We start from the raw sequence: 20,648 nt of genomic DNA, 5'->3' as shown, positions 1-20,648 counted from the left end.
CTGGGCAGAATTGTACAAATCAACGTTGCGTTCAGCGGTTTCGCTCGCAGGTATGATTGGCAGACTCTGCAAAAATTTATGGGCGGCAATCTGCTCAATACAGGTCCACATCCGCTCGATCAGGCACTACAGCTTTTCGGCACAGATATTATGCCGGAAATATTTTGTCATATGGATAGGACAACAACGGCAGGAAATGCTGAAGACCACGTGCTTGTGATTTTAAGGGGTAAAGACAGACCTTTGATCCATCTTGAGATTTCATCCTGTAAGACATATTCAGGCAATTTATATGAAGTTTATGGAACAACAGGAGGTCTCAAAGGCAGTATGACCGAAATCGAATGGCAGTATTTTGACCCTAAAAAATCTCCGTCTCCAAAACTGATATTAAAACCGCTCTGCAAACCCGATGGAACACCGGCTTTCCCGAGCGATGCAATTGAATGGATTAAGAAAAGCTGGCAGGTACCGAAATCGCAGGCTGATTTATTCTCTGTTATTTCAAAGAGATTCTATCATATGCTCTGGAGAACTTTGGCACATGGTGCCCCGCTGGAAATAACGCCAGAACAGATAAGACAGCAGGTCGCAGTAATTGAAGAATGCCAGAAGCAAAATCCGCAAATTTACAGAAAGGTTAGCATTCTGTAATCATTGCATATTATAATATAAATAAGGTTTTATTTTTTAACCAGAAAGGACATTCAATGAAAATAGGTGTTATAGGAGCTGAAAACAGCCACACGGCACGTATTGCCAAAGTTATTAATGTTGAAAAACTTATTAAAGACTTTACCGTAGATTATCTTTGGGGCGAAACTGAAGAATTTGCCAAAAAGGCTGCTTTGGAAGGACAGATTCCCAATATTGTAGAAAAACCTATACAAATGCTCGGTAAAATTGACGCCCTTATCGTTGACCACAGGCATGGAAAATATCATCTTAAGCCAGCCTTGCCGTTTATAAAAAATGGAATACCCTGTTTTATTGATAAGCCCTTCTGCTACAGAACAAAAGAAGGTATAGAATTCCTGGAGAATGCAAAAAAACATGGAGTACCTGTAACCAGTTTCAGTATAATCCCTCATCAGAAAAGCTTTATCGGTTTTGTTAAAAAGCTCAGAAATAACGGTGATATTTTATCCGGCACAATGTACGGGCCGGCAGATTTGAAAAGTAAATACGGTGGTGTCTTTTTCTATGGCATCCATCAGGTTGACGCTGCTTTGAAAGCTTTTGGTTATAATGTTGTTAAAGTCCTTGTAACAAAAAATGGCAATGGTGCCACGGGTCAGTTGATTTATTCTGATGAAAAAATTATCACGCTGAATTTCATCAAGGAAGGTTGCCAGAATTTTATCATAAATGCTGTCTGCGGTAAAGGTCCTTTGCAACAGACAATCATCTATGACAAAAATCAGTATTTAACAGGCATTAAAATATTCACGAAAATGTTCAAAACCGGAGTCGAGCCTGAAAAACACGAAGAGATACTTAAACCTGTCCAAATTTTGGAAGCTATGGAAAAATCAGTCAAGTCAGGTAGAATTGAAAAGGTAGACAGTAAAATTATTTAAAGCCTATATATCACGATAGTAAGAATTATAAGCGACTTGAAAAAGAAATATCACTTTTTATTGCTTGATATAACCGCAGCAGATATATTAAGAAAAGTATTATGAACAATAGCAGGCTAAATACTAATGCTGACACAAGTCAAATGATGTCACAATATTTACTGGAAAAAGCAGAACGGTGTTTTGCACAATGGCGAATACGGTTCCAATCCCTCCAAAACACACAACAAATACATAACTATCAAGTCTTATTACAGCAAGAACTAATTAAGTCTATTGGAGCTTTCCCCGAACGAACTCCACTTAATTCCATAATCACAGGAACTATTGAGCGGAAAGGTTTCAAAGTCGAAAAAATTTTATTTGAAAGCCAGCCATATTTTTATGTATCCGCTGTTTTATTTCTTCCTGATTCCAAAAATTTTCGGCCGCCGTATCCGACGGTTCTTGTACCTTGCGGACATGCGGTGAATGGAAAAGCCGAACCAAGATACCAAAAAGCTTGTGCCTTACTATCTCTTAACGGAATAGCCGCTATGATCTTCGACCCTGTCGATCAGGGTGAACGCCTACAATTTCTTGATAACGACAGAACCGCTCCTATTAGTTGTATTGAATCTCACTTTATGGCAGGAATGGGGGCAATTTTATTAGGACAAAACATTGCTCGTACAATGATTTGGGACGCGATGAGATGTCTTGATTATCTCCAGACACGCACGGATATTAATTCGAACAAATTTGGCGTTATGGGTAACAGTGGAGGTGGCACACTTTCATCATATCTTGTCTGCCTTGATGAAAGAATTAAGGCCGCTTCCCCTTCATGCTATATTACAAATTTTGATAAATTGCTCACGACAATAGGTCCTCAGGATGCAGAACAAAATTTATTTGGTCAAATTCAAAAAGGGATTATGCATGCTGATTACCTGATTATAAGAGCGCCAGTTCCAATACTTATATGTGCTACAACAAAAGATTTCTTTGATATTAATGGCACATGGGATACTTTCCGATACGTAAAAAAACTATATACTTTATTGGGACATCCTGAACATATTGCAATTGTTGAAGACAATACTAAACATTGCTATTCGCAACGACTCAGAGAAGCTTCTGTGCAATGGATGCTTAGATGGCTTTGCGGAAGAGATGTCAATATTTCAGAGCCAGCAATAGATATTTTGAGCAAAGAAGAAATAATGTGCACCTCAAAAGGGCAGGTGATGCAGTTGGAAAATGCAGTGTCAATATATGATCTCAATAGAAAACATGTAAAACAACTCGCACTAAGGCGGCAAAAAATAACTCGCGAAAAAATCAGAGATCTCGCAGGAATCACAAAAATAGCTGATTTGAGTATGCCTGTTATATCCGTTATTGAACAAGGTCAACCAGAAAGATTCGTTATAGCGACTGAACATGGTATATGTTTGCCTGCTTCCAAATATATCCCCTCAAAGGTTTCAGCAAAAAAAGCTTTAATATACTTAAATGAAAATGGTAAATCCTGCTATGAATCCAAGCAAATGATTCAAAGTTATCTGGAAAATGGTTTTGCTGTTTTAGCTATAGATTTGCGAGGCATTGGCGAAACTATGCAGAACAAACAGAAAGTTCCAATTCCATTCTTTGGGCCAGATAGAGAAGATTTTTATTTAGCATATCTTCTCGGAAAATCTTATATAGGGATGAGAACAAATGACATTCTCAGTTGCGTTAAACTTCTTAAAAATGAATTCACTAAAATTCACCTCCATGCGGTTGGCAGTCAGGTTGGAATCCCCGCTTTGCACGCAACTGCGTGTGAGCCGGATTTATTTGAAGAAGTTATTATTGCAAAGACACTAAAATCATGGTCATGCATTATTGAAGCTGGTTTGTTAGAATGCAGATTCACAAATATCTTACATAACGCATTAACTTATTATGATTTGCCTGACCTGATGACGATTGCAGGTCTAAATCTCATAATACAAACACCAATTGATTTTACTAAAACAGATTCCATATTCAAATCATAATCTTTTTTTTAAGACTTCAATGAAATCCATTAAATGTATTTATAAGGTAGGAAAGGGACCATCAAGTTCGCATACAATGGGACCGCAAAAAGCAGCATTAATTTTTAAGAACAAGGTTGATATAAATGCCACAACTGCTATTACGGTCGAATTATACGGTAGCCTTGCAGCAACTGGTAAAGGCCATTTGGCGGATTCCGCGATAATCGCCGAACTTTCGCCGTTATCTATAACCATTAAATGGTTTCCAGACCAAATACTTCCATTGCATCCCAACGGTATGATATTCCGGGCATTTGATTACATAGGAAATGAAATAATAAACTGGGTGGTTTATTCGGTTGGCGGAGGAGAATTAATTGATGCTGGCGGAGATGTAGAACCGCTTTCATCTTTAAAGTATGATTCCAACACAATCGAAGAAATAATTTCATATTGTCATATAAATAATAAAAAAATGTGGGAATATGTAATGGAAGTTGAGGGAGATGGAATTAAAAGCTATTTGTCTAATATTTGGAACGTGATGAAAGCTGCAATCAGACACGGAATTACTCAAGAAGCAGTTTTGCCGGGATATTTAAGACTGGAGCGCAGAGCCAAAATGATGTTTAAGAACACAGATATACATACGGGAATTTTGCAGGACTTAAATTATATCTTTTGTTATGCATTGGCAGTAGCAGAGGAAAATGCTTCTGGAGGGATTATAGTAACCGCACCAACATGCGGCTCCTGTGGTATTTTACCAGGCATCTTATATTACTTGTCATGCCATCACCAAGTACCTAAAGAGAAAATAATCCAGGGAATTATGACGGCCGGATTATTTGCCTCTGCTGTTTGTAAATCAGCATCAATCAGTGGTGCACAAGTCGGTTGCCAAGGTGAAATAGGCACTGCCTGCGCGATGGCGGCAGCGGCAACCTGTCAGATTCTGGGAGGAAATAATGATCAAATCGAATACGCTGCGGAAATGGCTCTGGAGCATAATTTTGGACTTACCTGTGACCCCGTAGGTGGTTTCGTACAGATACCCTGTATTGAACGAAATGCCTTTGGGGCTACGAGGGCATTTGAGTGTGCAACTTATGCTATTTCTACAAATGGAAAACACAAGATTTCTTTTGATACCGCCGTAAAAGTTATGTATACAACAGGTCGTGACATGCAAAGTAAATATCGCGAAACAGCCATTGGGGGATTGGCAAGTATAATTAAATTCGGAGATTTTAAAGTATAATCCGACAAGCTAATTATGTGTTACTGGAGTTGTCAAAAATTAATCCATGATTCACATATAATTATTTATGAACAGGAACGTTTTGCAGTAAATTTCCCATCAATTGGATATACACCCCATTCATCACGGCACCGTTTCATTTCAAAGATATTTTCTATTTTTGCTCCAATAGCTAATGAATGGGATGAGCCCATAATATAGCCTCCACCACGAGCTGCGTGATGAAAAGAGTAGCGGGCATCATCACGTATATCCTCCACCGTTCCGCCATGAATATGTTCATGGCTAATCCCACCCCAAAGTGTAATCTTTTGTCCAACATCTTCCTTTAGTTTCCGAATGTCCATACCGGCACTGGTTTGAATAGACTCGTAAGCATCGTATAAATCCGCAATATCATTGATAACGGACCAGATATTTCCACAGCAATGCAGCAAGATTTTAAGTCCCAGCCTATGTGCCTCTTCCGCCTGAGCTTTCTGCCAAGGAAATACCAGTTCTTTGTAAATTGCCGGGCTGGCACTCAAACCCCTGCTTTGCCCCAAATCTCCACATACAATAATTGCATCGAGTCCCAGCGCAGCATACGCCTGAATCGTACGTATTGACTGTTTGCCTCTAAGTTCAGCAATTTTTTTACATACATCAGGATACTCAATTAGACTTATCCAACCCTCAATTTCATCAATGCCAAAACAAGGAAATTCAATGCCTTCTCCCAAACCAGCAATAAAATGAGTTTTTTTCATCTTGTCATTAATGTAACAATGCACCTCCCAGCAAGAATCGGATACATTTACAGGAGGAGCCGAATCAAGCTTATCTATTTGTTTCTGTACACTTTCAACTGTAGGACAAAGATATTTATCTTTATTCATCTTATAAGGGAGTAGCCAGCCGGAATTTGACACTTTAAAAATATTATCATTTTCATCACAATATGTTACATCATCAATCTTTTTCATCGGCGAATAAACAGAATCTTTAGCAGGTAAAACCTCTGGGAGAGTAACTATGTCTAATCCTAACGCATACGTTAACTCTGGCAGGTCACGTTTATAATGCTCTACAACTTCATCACGCCTGCCTTGCCAACAAGCCTGCTGTTCTTTGAAATGTGAATTCACAAAAGTGGGACGTCCGAGAATGGCTTCATACACATTGCAATCTATCAAATGTTCTCCCCATGGGATACGATCTGGTTCTTTATGGCCGAGTGTTGTTAAGACTCTTTCTCGTGGTAGCATTGTTATCTAGTAACTCCATATTTAAATTATCTAGTATTATTTATACCATTATACGTCTATACTTATACCAATTGTCAAAATAAAAAACAGGCGAAGATTCTCTTGGTACTGATTACCTTGGACCAACAGATTTTCTATCTATGGGACAAAAGCCTATTCTAAATGCCGGCGAGTCCGGCTTTAAATCAAAGTCGCCATTGGCGGGGTCGACAAACAGCGGATCAATGATGAAAGAGTGAACATCCAAAGGTTCAAACACATTTCCATTCCAAGAGGGGCGAGGCTGTATTTGCCGCCATTGGTCAAATGTATATTCGAGAAACTTGATTTCATCGTCGTTGTTTTCATTAAAATAAATATTAAAGTCAATTATATGGTCAAAACTCGACCATTTACTATTGCGTTTAGGGCTAAACAGTTTGCCTTCATTGAAATAAACAATGTTTTGTTGAAAAATATTTGTACGTTCTGAATCAAATCCAATTTGCCACCCCTTTCCAAATGCAAAAATATTGTTGCGTATTATATTTCCACTTATGCCTATCTGTATTTTAATTAAATTACATGATGTACGATAAACAATATTGTTTTCAATAACTATTCCGCTGCTGCTCGCATCCAGATAAATACCACAGGCATGATTATTATTATATGAATAAACGTCATGAATAACATTATTTCGAATAACCGTTCCTGGCGAAACTCCCAGTGTATAAATTCCACCTCCATCACTGAGTGTTTCCTTCAATACCTCATGAATATAATTATATTCTATGATATTATTACAATGGTTAGTAGGCCAGCAAGTCCATGACCATCCAACCGATATTCCGGTATAATACAGGTTATATATTTCATTGTGACTAATCAAATTATTGCCGCTCTGACCAACCCATATCCCAACAGCACCCATAAAAACCTTGCCGCCGTCATAAATATAATTGTCAGAAATTATGTTGCCACAGACTTTTTCATTATCACAAATACTTACACGTCTGATGATTTCGGGAAAATCCACCGGAAAATACTCGGGGTCATCATGGCAGTCTTCTGTTCTGCCGACTTTTACTCCTCCGGCGCCCATATCATAAATTTTATTTGCAATAATACTGTTATTTTTACTACCTACACCCAACTGAAAGCCAAAAATGCCAATCTGAGAGAGTTCATTTTGTATAAAACAACAATTTCTTGCCTCTACAGTATGTACCGCTGCATTTACATATTCAGCAGCTTGAAGACTTTGGTATCCACGAGATGGCAATACCCAGTCTGCATGTTGCAGGTGAAAATCTCTAATTATTACATGTTCGACATATTTCCCATTTTTTATATCCCCCTCAAGGTTTATCAATTCTGTCATCCTCGGCGCAATGACTTTGGCATCAGACATCTGTTCGCCAGCCCTTGGCCAATAATATAATATTCCTTTATTAGCATCCAAATACCAACAGCCGGGCTCACATAATCCTTCGTATATATTTTCTATATAATAACGCCGGTCTTTTATAAATGGAAACAGGGCTGTATTTGCAAGCCGAATTGTATTTGTATCGTTGTTTATATTGTCAATTTTAAGCCTGGATGTGTCAAAACTGTGAATATTGACTACTTCAGCGTTCTTAATATCTTTAAAAGTTTGAAAGTCAGCTGGTATAAACTTAAATGCGATTGTTTCCATTTTTTTATCCGGTGAGAATACATCTTGGATTCGAAAGTAATTCCCCTCTTTAGGAAGCCGGGCTCTGCAACAGCGTTTCTCATTTACAAATAACTGCCGGAAGTACCATTTCTGTTCTTTGACCTCTGGAATAAATGTTTCCCAGAGCTGCCCCTGACTTTTATGCCAGTTCTCGATTACCCTGCCTCCGCTTAAAATTGCCTTTTCGCCCGGATAAGATTGATAGCATATTTGTGTTTTTTCAGTGCCTGAATCCTCATGCGTCAGTTTGAACGGTTTTTCTAAAAAATAAATCCCTTCTCTAACCAATATTTTCACCGGCTTGTCTAATTTTCCGGAACTTACTAACTTGCGTACCGCCTGCCTGGCCCGTTCAAGCGAAGCGAATGGGCCATTTTGTTTTTTGGGGTCTGGTTCAGCCAAAGTCCCTGACCATGTGTCATTTCCGTTCTTGGCTACAAAAAAACTATAACAATCTGAAATTTTATCATGAACAGCTGTACACATTTCCAAAACTCCTTATGATTAACCTTTGCACACCTCAAAATCAGGCGACTTTTATTAACTTTAACTTATTTCAATAAGCTCTAATAAAATCAATTAATTTTGTCTGCAGCTCAATTATTTCATACCAAACATTTGCTCTTTTAAATCAAGATAATAAATATAATCCTCATGTTTTACATTCGGCGGACAGCGGTGATCGCAAAATGGTATATACCCGCCTCGTTCAACATAAGGCACAAGGGATTCCATATATTTTTTTATCGCGGCCTCACCATCACCCAAAGCCATTTTATCAAAACCACCCATTATTCTTAATTCTTTGCCGTATTCGTCAAGAAGTCTGCCAGGGTGCGTACAGCAATTAACCTCGAACGGAAAAAGGCAATTGATTCCACTTTCAATCAGCAAAGGCAATATAGGCCTGACATCACCATCGCAATCTGTGTACCATATATCAATTCCGTATGCTTTAAGTTTTTTATTTATTCGCTTGTAACGAGGCACTACCACATTCTTAAAAAAATCAACCGAAACAATCGGGCCAGATTTAAAGCATATATCCTCCCAGCCGCTTGCGAAATCAAAGTCTATTTCGCCAAGTATCTGGTCGAGAAAATCTTCAATAAGCACACAGAAGGTTTCAACCATATCCTCAACCATATCAGGATAATCATAAACAGCATAAGCCAAACCTTCAAAGGTAAGCATATTCCTGACTACGCCTATCATTGAGCCGCAGTCCACGCCAAGCGGGAAATCTCTCGAAGCAGGATAAAGCTTCTTAAGATTTCCAATGTCAATCTTTCTCTGTGGGTCGTCTCTGTTAAAATGGTCCTGCTTGCATCTGTTCCAGTCCTGTGGTTTTATAATTGAAGAACTGATAATATGCGGTATTGTATCATGACCGTCGAGAGGAACTTCTACAAGCAGTCCTTCCGAATTTACTATCCTTTTACAGGTTTTTGTCTGCTCGATAATTTCTTCTCTGTATGGAGGATTCATCCATAATGCCTGAATACCCGCTATCCTGTCAAAATTGAAAAACAGCTCAGCATCTTCATCGTTGGTAATGTTATTTTCATAGAAAATAGGCCATTTAGTAAAATTTTCTTTCCAGTAGCCAAACTCCATATTGAAACATCTGTCCACCGGTTTGTAATGCATCTGGCGGTTAAATCGCTGCCTGTCGGTAAGAGTTCCCTTCCATTTTCCCCTAATTGGCTGAATTTTTTCGCCTGAAAGGTTTTCCTGTTTAATCATATTTTCAAACCTACAAATAATTGGTATTTCTCATATCAAATGCCTGGCTACGCAACCAAGCCCATTACATTAAATGATAACATAACAAACCTGCTTTAGTACGATACGACCGCAATCTGTCCGCAAAAGCGTAAATTCATAACTTACTCTTTAGTTTTGTGTTTTAATATTAAATTACGATACCAAATTCCACTGTCTTTTATCACTCGGTTCAACGTTTTGCGGTCCAGATAAACAAGGCCGAATTTCTGTGTCCAGCCAAGCTCCCATTCAAAATTGTCCATCAGTGTCCACGCAAAATAGCCCTTAATGTTAACACCATTTCTAATGCATTTTTCAACTTGCTGAAGGTGCTGCTGCAGATAATCTATACGCTTGGCATCATGAACAAAACCATCTGATGAAATTTTATCCGCATAGGATACACCATTTTCTGTTATATAAATTTCATTAGTATATTCTGATGCAACCGTTTTTACAATTTCATAAAGGCCCTCAGGATATATTTCCCAGCCCATTTCACTGTAAGGCGTACCCAGTTCTTTGGCATCTACAATTTGGAAACTCAGTTTGTTCTTGGAACGTAACGGCTTAACTACCATTCGATGATAATAATTAACACCAAGGTAATCAGGTTTCGTGCTTATTATCTCTAAATCGCCATCCTGAATTTGTGGTAAAAAGTCTTTATGCCGCCAGATATCCTGTGGATATGTGCCCTTATATATGGGGTCAAGCCACCATCTGTTTATATAGCCATCGGCAAGTCTTACGGCCTGCACTTGGTCTTCGTAATTAGTTGATTCTTCACCGCAGCCATCACCAATGATACTCCTACGATGGCCGCTGTCTTCATAATTTGTCTGTTTAGAATTGTTGAATGGATGAATGGGATAGAGATTGCATATTATCCCGACCTTATGATTGCCAAGGGATTTTATTGCTCTTAAAGCTTTCCCGTGTCCCAGCAGCAAATGGTGAGAAACAGTTGCTCCAGCTTGAGGGGCACCGAGGCCCGGCGGTTCAAGCGTCATCGAATAATGCCCTTCAGAGATGCAAATAGGCTCATTAATTGTAAACCAGTTTTTTACACGGTCGCCATACTTCTGAGCCATAATATAAGCATAATCTGCAAACCAGTCTGTAAATTCGCGGTTAACCCAGCCACCCTTATCTTCCAGAACCTGTGGTATGTCATAATGACAAAGGCATACAAAAGGTGTGATTCCTGCGTTCAAAAACAAATCTATCAATTTATCGTAAAATTCTATTCCTTTGGGATTAACCACTCCGCGACCATCCGGCTGAACGCGGGTCCATGCAATAGAAAATCGAAAAGCAGTAAGACCTAATTGCTTCATTATTTCTATATCTTCTGGATACCTGTGGTAAAAATCACAAGCAATATCTGCATTGCCACCATCCTTGATTTTACCGGAGGTATGGCACCATCGGTCCCAGTTGCTTTCGCCTTTACCATCTGCATTCCATGCTCCTTCACTCTGGAATGCAGATGTCGCAGCTCCCCAGAGAAAATTCTTTGGAAACAGATTTAAGTTCAAATTCATTTCACATCCTTTTGTCTTATGAGTGGGATAAATTTAACTTTGCCAAATTTATTTTTTAGAGGCTGCTTCTTTGGCAATTTCCTTGCCTCTGCGTATAAAATGCCACATTGTATCATATTTTATTTCCGGCGGTTCGGAATGATCTGTATGCAGAATATATGATCCACTATGTGAAACCACCGGCACAATTTTTTTTGTCAGTTCTTCATCTATAATTTTATAATCATTCGTAATAAGCGCCCGCGCATCGATATTACCAAAAAACGCTATTTTGTCTCCAAATAATTTAAACAAATGCGGCATATCCATTCCAGCTTTTACCTCCATTGCCTGGAGGCAATCCATACCAGCGGTAATAAGGCCCGGCACCAAAGGTTCGACAAATCCGCACGAATGCACAATTACTTTACAGCCTATTGAATGGGCAAAATCAAAAAAGCGTTTATGCCCCAGTTGTACAATATCCTCGTACATTGTCAGTGACATAAATGGCTTATTTTTGAATCCCATATCCTCATATAGCCAAAATCCGTCGGGTTGACCAGCCTCATTAAAAAGCAATTCCAGATGTCTGATGGTAAGTTCGGTATATGTCATTACCATATCCCTTACCCAGTCAGGGTCAAGAGTCATCCCCATCAACATATCTTCATGCCCACATATTGAATGAATTTGTTCAAAGGGGCCCTCACCATGCCAACAGAAGAATAACTGTTTTTCTGTCGCAATCGTCCTGCGTTTCTTATATTCTTCAAGCGGTATCCGCCGCCCATCAACTCCAAATAGATGGGGCTTGATATGCTTTTCCCATCCGATGCGGTCTTTTGCGACAAAATTGACGTGTTCCGGCGTACGGCTATATTTTTTGTGCGTCCGCAAAGTCGCACCATTGCCATCTACCTTAAGAATCGTATCATCAGTCTCTTCCAGTACCCTCGGCTCAAAATCAAGATCAGCTGTCGAATTAAGCCAGCCGGCAGCCATAATATCCTGTTTGAAATGAAGCCACCAATCTTCTATATCCTTTTTTGCAAAATGCCCTTCTGTTTGCCATTTCTTTATCGTTTCAGGCCACGGATCAATTGTAAAGGCTATTTCATCAACCGGTTTCTTGTCCAGCGTGTTTCTAACTCGCTCGTAACTGCTTAATTCTCGCATAGTATATTTCTCTATCCTGTGTCAAACAATTATTATATTACAATACTACAAAACGACCATTGATTTTTCTGCAATAATCGCATATCGTTTCTTGCAATCTTCAACTGATAATGCATTTTACTACTAAAAAACATTGAAAAATACATTCAATTTCGCAGAATCACAGGCGGCATAAACAGGCCGTAGTCTATGAGTTTGTATTCATCTTGCCAGTTTTCTGCATTGTATAGAAATTGTTGAGGGCCAATCCATACCGGTTTATCTTCCGAAAGATGCAATGGACCAAAGGCATTACGACGTGAGCCATAGAGTGTAATTTCGATATGATTGTCGCCATTGCAAAGAAATTCTGTGACTTCCTTTTGGCAATTAGTCGAGATAACGAAAATGGACTTATTGTTATTTATTTTTACTTCAAGCAGAGAGGCAAAAAAAGCTGGAAATTTTATAAAGTATCTGCAGTTGTTTTGATGCTGTAATTTAAAATTTCCACTGTAAATTATATTGCCACTGTAAAACGGTAATCCCTGATTGAGCCAGCTGCCAAGTTTTAATTTGTCGGGAAGTTTGCACATAGATACGCTCGTTTTATTGACTGAGACACCGAACCCGCCGAGAAGATAAACGATTTCGAGATTTGCATGTCTGTCAAATTTACCTTTGAATTTGAGAATATTTGTGCCTTTTTTAATATTATTTAAGCTTATTGGCAGCATCTTTATTGCAGGATCAACCCACCAACTGGTCGGGGTTTTAAATTCGATGATTTTGTTGTTCAGTTCAATTTGCCATCGCTGTGGCTGTTCAACCGCGAGGTGCACAGGGTCACAAGGAAGCACATCGACGGTGAAAGAATACGTAAGAACCGTCTCAACCTGATGCCCAATCGGTTCGCGGGCGATTACCCAGGGCTGAACCATGTCGTCTCTGCGTTTATCAATGTGAAAACGTTCACGAAGCATATCATCTATTCTGAGGATTTCCTGCTGCGAAGCAATAATTTCTTCTTTTTCATCAATGACTGTTGCACAATCGGCCCTGTCTAACACAATCACATTATGGTCATCGAGACTGAACTGCCAGTCGGTGATTTTAAGATTTATTTCATGGTATAGTTTGATTCTGTTTTGCCAAAGAGGGATTTTTTCTGATTTATCTACAGCTACAATCAAGGCTGAGTCGACGGCAGGAATATCAACATTGCATTTAACAAGGTTTTTCGTAATTTCAGAATCAAGCTCATATCTTAGACCTGTAAAAGCGTCCCAAAGCTGTAACTGTTCGATATTTTTTGCAGGATTTTTCAAGCAGATTTTAAGTTTTTCATAATTTTTTTCTCTGCTGACATTGACGAGGAATAAAGCCCAGCCGTTATTAAGTTGGCGAAGCTGATAAAAGACATTGGGGCAGTTTTCGTTTTCATTTGTCCGTACTGAAACGATTCCAACTCTATCAGCAACAGCATCAATAACATCTTTTTGATTGAAGGAAATGACCTTATCATAAGCAAATTTAGAAGGTTTTCCCGATGGTTCTGCATCAAGGAGTTTTGGAGACTCCTCGAGGAAAACAACCTGGCCACCGGCCTTGGCAAAACTTTCGAGCAGATTTAAAGTTGATGCGCGAATCGTAATAAGACAGGGGACGATGACGGTGCGGTATTTCATTTTTCTAATCTGAAGGAAAGCTCCGCCGGAATCGGAAGAAACAATTGCCTGAAGGTCTATCAAAAGCTGTTCGTCGGCGAAGTCAAAATCAAGCTGATTGCCGAGGAGCCACTGCACAAGTTGTTTGTAGTCAGCATCCATCTTTTTGATTTGTGGATTTGTTTCCCAAAGTTGATTATAGGTAAGGTAATAACTTTCGAAGGGATGAATCACAAGTAAATCGCACACAGGCGAACCGGCAGTCAACAACACATTAAGTCTTGAGTAGTAATCTTCCAGTAATGAGAAGTGTTTGTGCCAGGGTGAATGAAAATGGATTGATGCGGGATAGTCTCTTTTGTTTTCGCCCGCCATAGAATAGAAGGCAAGATGATGACATCGAAATGTTATGCCGAGTACGGCCTGCCAGTTACCGAGATATTTGTAAGTTTCAAAAGTTGTTTCCCATCCGGTACAGCCGTAAAGCTCTGACAGTACCCATTTGCGACCGGTTTGTCTTGCGACAGAAGCACATTGTTTTACTGTAGCGTAGCTGGTATCATATTGTGTCAGAATGTCAATGCCTGGCGACTGCATATATTGATAAAATTGCATAGCAGGGGCACTAACGGATAGGCTTTGGCTGGGAGGGTCTTCACAGAGAACATGGCCAGTAAATGAAAGATTGTTTTTTTTGCACCATTGACCGATTTGCTTTGAGAAAGCCTCGACAAACATTTGTGTTTTACACTGGTGATAGTGGTATCGCGGCCTGCTGAAGAGTTCAGCGACACAGTCAAAAACGATTTCCGGCAAAAAATCTGTAATATCATAGTTATATATTTCAATAAATTTTTGAGGAAGATTATCCGTCCAGGGAAAACTATTTTTTTCATCAGTTTTTTCATACCATTTGCGAAAAGAAATACCTGCATCTGGTTCATCGGAGAAAATACCTGGAATGGTTTTGCCGAAATGCTCGCCGACTTGACGTTTATATGCCTCATGCGTGATCTCAATAAATTTCTTTACTGCGTCAGAGTTGAGGGTATCGAGATATGCCTGGCCGTTAAACCATAACATATCGGGCATTATCTGGAGACGAAAGTGAATAATTTTTGCATTTGCAGGAAGTGATTTTAAGGATTTATCACTAAATTGTTTTTTATACCATTTTATTTTTTCATTATGAAAAACGGCCGCAAAAATATAATTGGCCGTATCATCAACAGGCCAGGTAAAATTTTCCGGTTCAACAACATTGACAACAAGCTTACGCATCCGGTATTTGTGGTCCGTGGTAACGAATCCGCCAGCAGCACCAGAAGGCCAGCGGTCTTCATCGTAAAGCCAGGCCTCCATATTATTTTTTGCAGCTTCGTCAATACAGGTTCTTATTCTGCCAAACCATTCATCGCTGAGATATGTGGTAGCCAGTCCAACACGAGAATGCATAAAGAAACCACCGAACCCCATTTGGTGGAAAATTTTGATTTGCCGACGTAACTCATCGTCCTCCAAAAGGCCGTTCCACGCCCAGAATGGTTTTCCCTTAAATCGACTGGAGGGCGAAAAAAACATCATAGCTAAATCTTTAACTGATGCAGTCATTTATATAAAGCTCCTGAAATATCTCTTTTTGATTTCATTATTGAAAACCATTATTTTCATTACTTAGAAATTTTCTGTTTTTCCATTTTTGATTAACCTTTGAATAGTCCCTGTAACAAAGGGTTTCTTACGATTTTACTGCCGCGTTTAAACCAGTCGGTGGTCATGTCTGCGCTGCCTCTTGGAGGCACAATATTTTTGACATACTGCTTCCTTACAGGCGGTTTGGCAATTATCAAGTCTAAAGGCACAGCTGAGGTTTCATTGATTACGGCCAGTTCCATGTTATCCGGATGAATATTGCTCCAACCATGTGCACAAGGACTAAAATCATTTGTGGCAACATATAACTTTTCACCCTGATGAAGTACAACAGCAGCAAGACCATCCATTTCGCCTTTTAATTTCTCTGGTATTGCGAACTCATCAATCATCTTTTCTCCGCGATTAAGTGCCGCTTTCAGGTATTTCCTGTTTTTATTGACTGGATGACTAAACGCTTTTGGGTCTATGAAGATACAAACCTTACTCTTTGCCGGGTCGCTTAACATTGTAAAATCTTCGAATTTAGCCGGTATCATATCAATATAACCTTTGTCTTTCCAAAGACTTTCAAAGGTACGTTTGGGGGCTTCAATCATTACATAGGTCCAGCCGGCATTCCAGGTACTGTTCGGAGGTTCAAATTCGCTTAATACCTTTCTTGCATCAATAGTACCATCGGGGACATCCTTACCTCCGGAATAAACAAGCGGATCAAAAACAAAAACGTTGTTGTGGCCATGTCGTACAAGAAAAGGCGTTATCAAGCCCTTGTTACAGACAGCATCATTAATCCCCACATAAATAGCAAGGACCGTCTCCGACACCTCGGGTATAAGATGAGCAAGTTCCAGTGTATTTATTCCTTCATCATCAGCAAAATATTGGGGGTAGTGGAAAAATTGCTTATATGCATCTTCAAGAAATTTTATATATTCCGCCTCTTCCATTGTCGAACCTGGCGGGATATTTATTTTGCGTGTCAGTTTGTTTTTGCTCATTCTACAATCCTTACTATTGTTTCAATCTATCTTTCGTCCCAGCCCAGAGTGCATATTCTTTTGAGTATTTCCAGTCGTCTGAATCTATGTGTGTATTTATCATCGGCATATTATGTTTTATCATATTGGTGGTTTCCTCCCATGTCTTTATGCCACTGGTTGCATCGAGAACTCTGACATTCTGAAGGCCGCAGCAAGTGGCATATTTCAAGGAAATTTCGATATTCAGCCCTTTCAGAAATGCACTTAAAAATCCTGCAATTGTTGAATCTCCCGAGCCTGTAGCACTGCCGAACATATCTACTACAAATGCGGGCACCCAAAGTTCACGGTTTGACCAATTATTAACATCAACTGGCAAAGTATTATCTATCCTGCTAAGTACATCTTTAGAAGCTGTTTTAATATAAACACCTCGATGGCCGGATTTGAGAGCGACTATTTTGCTGCCCATTGCCAACAATTCGTCCGCAATCTTGGAATACTGTAATGGCGTGATAAAATCAATAAGTTCAGCGTTGTTATGCTCACTTTTCATACGCAAGAATTCTTCCGGGTGAAGCATATAGAACGATTCTTCAATCGACGGCAGATGTATATCGATATATGGCAAAATATTTTCCAATATTTTACGCCAGTTAACCATACCTGACGGCGAGGCCGGGTCCGGAAGGGTCATATCACAGGATGTTGTTGCCCCGGCACCTTTTGCAATCTTGAAGACTTCCTTAAGCTCTTCGCCATCGTTGGCAAACATTCTGCTCATCAGTGGCGGATAGCCGAAATGAAAATGGCGGCACTGCTTTATCAGTTCAGAATTAAGATTTTCCGGTCCAAAATAATTATTAGTGCCTGGATTATGAAGAAATATCCTGTCAATATTCGGTGGGGCAACCACTACTGTATAGGAGCTTGAAACGCCTTTTACGAATCTGATACCATCGGCATTGCCGTTTGTTCTGAGCATATCAATGGTTATTTGCCCAAGAATATCATCGCCTACGCCTGCGCAGAAGCAGACTTTATTACCAAGTGTCTTCATATTGATACCTGTGTTGGAAACAGGCCCGCCAGTGCTGATTGCAGCATCCAGAACGTTTACTAATTTGCCGGGCCGCATAATCTCGGCTATATTCTTTATGCCGGTGACTAGAAATTTTGGTATGATATCAATACACAAATGACCGGCTGCCATTACATCATAAGGTCGTAACATATTATTGTTTTCCTTTTAAATGCATTTCGACCTCAATTGTCACAATCTTATATGGCAGCAATACTATTGGAATATCGCCATCATCGGCAGGATTAACGGGGCTGTTGCGTTCCTCATTTAGATTGGTCTGCCATACTTTTTCAACTGCGGCAGAGAATGTAATATTTGCTTGTTGTTTCTGTGATGTCGGATTGTACAGCCGCACAATAAATGTATCCCCGTCCTCCGCTTTCTTAAGTGCAGAAAAACGGACGGCAGGATTGTCTATTGCAAACAGTGAAGCCTGTTTTGCAGCCAAAGTTCCTTTATGTTTACGCGTCTGAACTGGTACCATTGGAATATTGAAGAAATCAGCCGCCAGCGGGATATTGGCATCCTGCCAGTTTCCGGTGTGTGGCAAGATGGCATAGCGAATCGAATGATATCCCAGACATTGGCCGCCTTTTTGCGATGGGAAATTTGAACCAACCCTTGTTTCCGTGCAAATCCAGTTTTGTACTGCCCGCAGCAACGACAAGGCAGCCGTTCGTTCATCATTGTCGAGCACTTCGTATTCGGTCAGACTATTGTTGAGAAATGCCAGACCAACAGTACCATCGCTTACATCCACAAAATTATTCTGCGGCAACGTTGCCATATCGGGCCAGACGCTTGTTTTTGTTGGGCCTTGCGGCCGTATCAAGCGATGGTCTACAATAAAGTGCCCGCCTGTATCGGCATAAGTCGCTTTGCCTAATCCGGTCGGAAACATTACCCTTAGATAATGGTCTTCGTGCCGATTTTCAAATTCCACATTAACTTCGGCATAATTTACACCAGCCCGAAGTGTAACAGCCGTTTTTATAACCAGGCTTTCTCTTTCATCGCTACGACGTTTTTGATGTTTAACGGCTTTCTGGGGAAGCTGCATTCTTATTTCACTTGCCAGCGTAGCCTGCAATGGCCCGGTTTCTTCAGCCCATATCACTGCAGAGCAGCCGAGCGAATTGTGTATCTGGTCAAACATCGGCATTTCGTTAAACCAGTAATCGCCAATCTCGCCTCTGTCTTCATAATAATTCAGATTGTAAAAGGTTTTGTTATTAAGTTTATCTGTCAGATTAAATGTTCCATTAGGATTCATCTGAACAATCAGGTATTCATTTTCAAGCCTGTCTGGACTTTTTAATAATGAGCCTGTTGACGCAATCGAATCAGACCATCGGGTATCTTCCGTCCTGCCCTGGTCTATTGTTTTGACAGAGAAAATCTTGTACCCTCCGGCCGGAACCTTTCCCGTCTCAAAAAAGATTTTGTGTCTTAAGCAATTGTATGGAAATGCCCGTGTGTGTAACTGTGCTACGGGATATACCTGCTCTGTAAAACCATGGTTTTGAGTGCTTAATGGTTTGCCATCAGCATTGAAAACCTGCAAGCCTTCCGGCATCCTGTAAGCGCGCCAGACTTCGTTTTTATCTCTTATATCCGATACATTAATCCATGCCTCTATTATGTTGCTTCGTTCGTAAGGCAATGGATTGAAAACCACTAAAAGAACTACTTCTTCGCCAAATTGGCTCATATCAATTATCTTTACAAGCTGCTTCATTGCACGATCGGCAACTGTCTGCGAAATTTCAATTACCTGTCGAAGCCGATGACAAACATCAAGAGCTGTTTTGTCCTGAGAAACGGCATTTATCGAATCATGTGGGTGTGACTGAAGCAAATACAGCCAAGCTCTTTTGATGAAGCTGTCCGGGTAATCTTCTCCAAACATTGAAGCAAAAGCAGCCATCGGTTCAGCAAAACGGACAAGCAGATTCTGTGCATATTTATTAAGCTGCTTGACGTATAATCTTGTTGATAGGGCATTGCCGGTTAATGGGCCAGCAGGACCATCTCGAAGCTCGCCATTAATAACAAGCAGTTTTGAACGGTCAATCTTATCTTTCATCAATTTAATAAACTCAGGCATTGTCGCCTGAACCCATTCACGATTGGATTCTGAATCAATCTCATTGAATTTCGCAACTATCTCCGGCAATAATGACTGAGCCGCCGTATAGTCGCAGCCATTCATCATCAGCCGGTCATTTTCCATAAGACTGTCGTCGGTAGTCTGCCATAATGTTTCTATAAGTTCAGGAGTTACCATTTCCGGATGCCAATCAACCGGCACATCCAGCCGGAAATGGTCCTGTTCCATTTTTTCAGTATCAGCTCTATGATAGGCTACGCCGCCCTTTTCCCATTTATATTCCCAGAAGGGGCTTTTATGATTCAATCCAAACAAAATTGAGAGATGAGCATTAAAATAAAAGTTCGCCCTGCCATCGCTTCCGAATCTTGTGGCAAGAAGCTCACTGCCATCGGGACTGCACCATATAAATTCGCTTTTTGGAGCACGATGTTTGCCGATATGCTTGCCGACCATCACTGTATCCATACCAAAACCGGCATATATCTGCGGTAATTGTGTCGTCTGTCCCCATCCGAAAGATGTGTAGCCGGCCTTGAATACACCGCCAATTTGTTCTGATTTGCGAATGCCCCATAACAAATTTCTTATTATCGCCTCTCCATCAACAGGGTATTCATCAGGTAAAGTATACCAAGGGCCTATCTGAAGCTTTCCAAATGAAACTAATGATTTTATACGTCCCGCCATTTCCGGTCTGAATTCAAGGTAATCCAGAATGGGTATCACCTGACCATCAAGAAGAAAACTCGTATATTTCCCTGATTCAAGTACCTCAATAAGCTCATCTATAAAATCAATCAACATCCGCCGTGTTTCCCAGATTGGATAACGCCATTCGCGATCCCAATGGGTATGCGATACAATATAACCTGTCCTTTTTTTTATATTTTTCTGCATA

The 20,648-nt window shown here is 40.1% G+C and carries 13 protein-coding genes; 4 read left to right on the top strand and 9 right to left on the bottom strand.

Annotated features, from left to right (window positions below):
* The 4 genes from WC496_09680 to WC496_09665 all read left to right on the top strand — a co-directional run.
* Positions 1–654 (top strand): Gfo/Idh/MocA family oxidoreductase (locus WC496_09680; protein ID MFA5293290.1); only part of this gene is annotated, 654 nt, incomplete at its 5' end.
* Positions 655–710: 56 nt separating this feature from the next.
* Positions 711–1,580 carry a Gfo/Idh/MocA family oxidoreductase gene (locus WC496_09675; GenBank protein MFA5293289.1) on the top strand — a complete coding sequence of 290 codons (870 nt, stop codon included), beginning with the start codon at positions 711–713 and terminating at the stop codon, positions 1,578–1,580.
* Between the two features lie 101 nt (positions 1,581–1,681).
* The gene (locus WC496_09670; GenBank protein ID MFA5293288.1) at positions 1,682–3,607 is read left to right on the top strand and encodes a hypothetical protein; all 1,926 of its coding nucleotides are present in this window, start codon (positions 1,682–1,684) and stop codon (positions 3,605–3,607) included.
* A gap of 19 nt (positions 3,608–3,626) precedes the next feature.
* A complete protein-coding gene (locus WC496_09665) occupies positions 3,627–4,850 on the top strand; it encodes an L-serine ammonia-lyase (protein ID MFA5293287.1) in 1,224 nt (407 codons plus the stop codon).
* A gap of 65 nt (positions 4,851–4,915) precedes the next feature.
* On the opposite strand, the gene WC496_09660 is transcribed toward WC496_09665, so the two are convergent.
* The 9 genes from WC496_09660 to WC496_09620 form a co-directional block, all read right to left on the bottom strand.
* Positions 4,916–6,097, bottom strand: coding sequence for a uroporphyrinogen decarboxylase family protein (locus WC496_09660; protein ID MFA5293286.1), 1,182 nt, complete (start codon positions 6,095–6,097; stop codon positions 4,916–4,918).
* A gap of 112 nt (positions 6,098–6,209) precedes the next feature.
* On the bottom strand, positions 6,210–8,285 hold the full coding sequence (locus tag WC496_09655; protein ID MFA5293285.1) for a right-handed parallel beta-helix repeat-containing protein: 2,076 nt from the start codon (positions 8,283–8,285) through the stop codon (positions 6,210–6,212).
* A gap of 114 nt (positions 8,286–8,399) precedes the next feature.
* On the bottom strand, positions 8,400–9,545 hold the full coding sequence (locus WC496_09650; protein ID MFA5293284.1) for a uroporphyrinogen decarboxylase family protein: 1,146 nt from the start codon (positions 9,543–9,545) through the stop codon (positions 8,400–8,402).
* A 143-nt stretch (positions 9,546–9,688) separates the two neighbouring features.
* Entirely contained in the window at positions 9,689–11,113 is a 1,425-nt protein-coding gene (locus WC496_09645; protein ID MFA5293283.1) for a family 1 glycosylhydrolase, read from the bottom strand.
* 48 nt (positions 11,114–11,161) lie between these two features.
* Positions 11,162–12,271, bottom strand: a complete 1,110-nt coding sequence (locus WC496_09640) for a uroporphyrinogen decarboxylase family protein (protein MFA5293282.1) — start codon at positions 12,269–12,271, stop codon at positions 11,162–11,164.
* Positions 12,272–12,417: 146 nt separating this feature from the next.
* The gene (locus WC496_09635) at positions 12,418–15,528 is read right to left on the bottom strand and encodes a glycosyl hydrolase (GenBank protein MFA5293281.1); all 3,111 of its coding nucleotides are present in this window, start codon (positions 15,526–15,528) and stop codon (positions 12,418–12,420) included.
* Positions 15,529–15,620: 92 nt separating this feature from the next.
* Positions 15,621–16,571 (bottom strand): hypothetical protein, encoded by a 951-nt coding sequence (locus WC496_09630; GenBank protein ID MFA5293280.1) that lies wholly within the window; start codon positions 16,569–16,571, stop codon positions 15,621–15,623.
* Between the two features lie 13 nt (positions 16,572–16,584).
* A complete protein-coding gene (locus tag WC496_09625) occupies positions 16,585–17,787 on the bottom strand; it encodes a carbohydrate kinase family protein (GenBank protein MFA5293279.1) in 1,203 nt (400 codons plus the stop codon).
* Between the two features lies 1 nt (position 17,788).
* On the bottom strand, positions 17,789–20,647 hold the full coding sequence (locus tag WC496_09620) for a glycosyl hydrolase-related protein (protein MFA5293278.1): 2,859 nt from the start codon (positions 20,645–20,647) through the stop codon (positions 17,789–17,791).
* Between the last annotated feature and the right edge of the window lies 1 nt (position 20,648).

The organism is Phycisphaerae bacterium (genome assembly GCA_041652575.1).
Taxonomy (GTDB): Bacteria; Planctomycetota; Phycisphaerae; order Sedimentisphaerales; family UBA12454; genus UBA12454.
The sequence above is the reverse complement of the archived record's forward strand: the minus strand, read 5'-3'. Positions and strand labels throughout refer to the sequence as shown.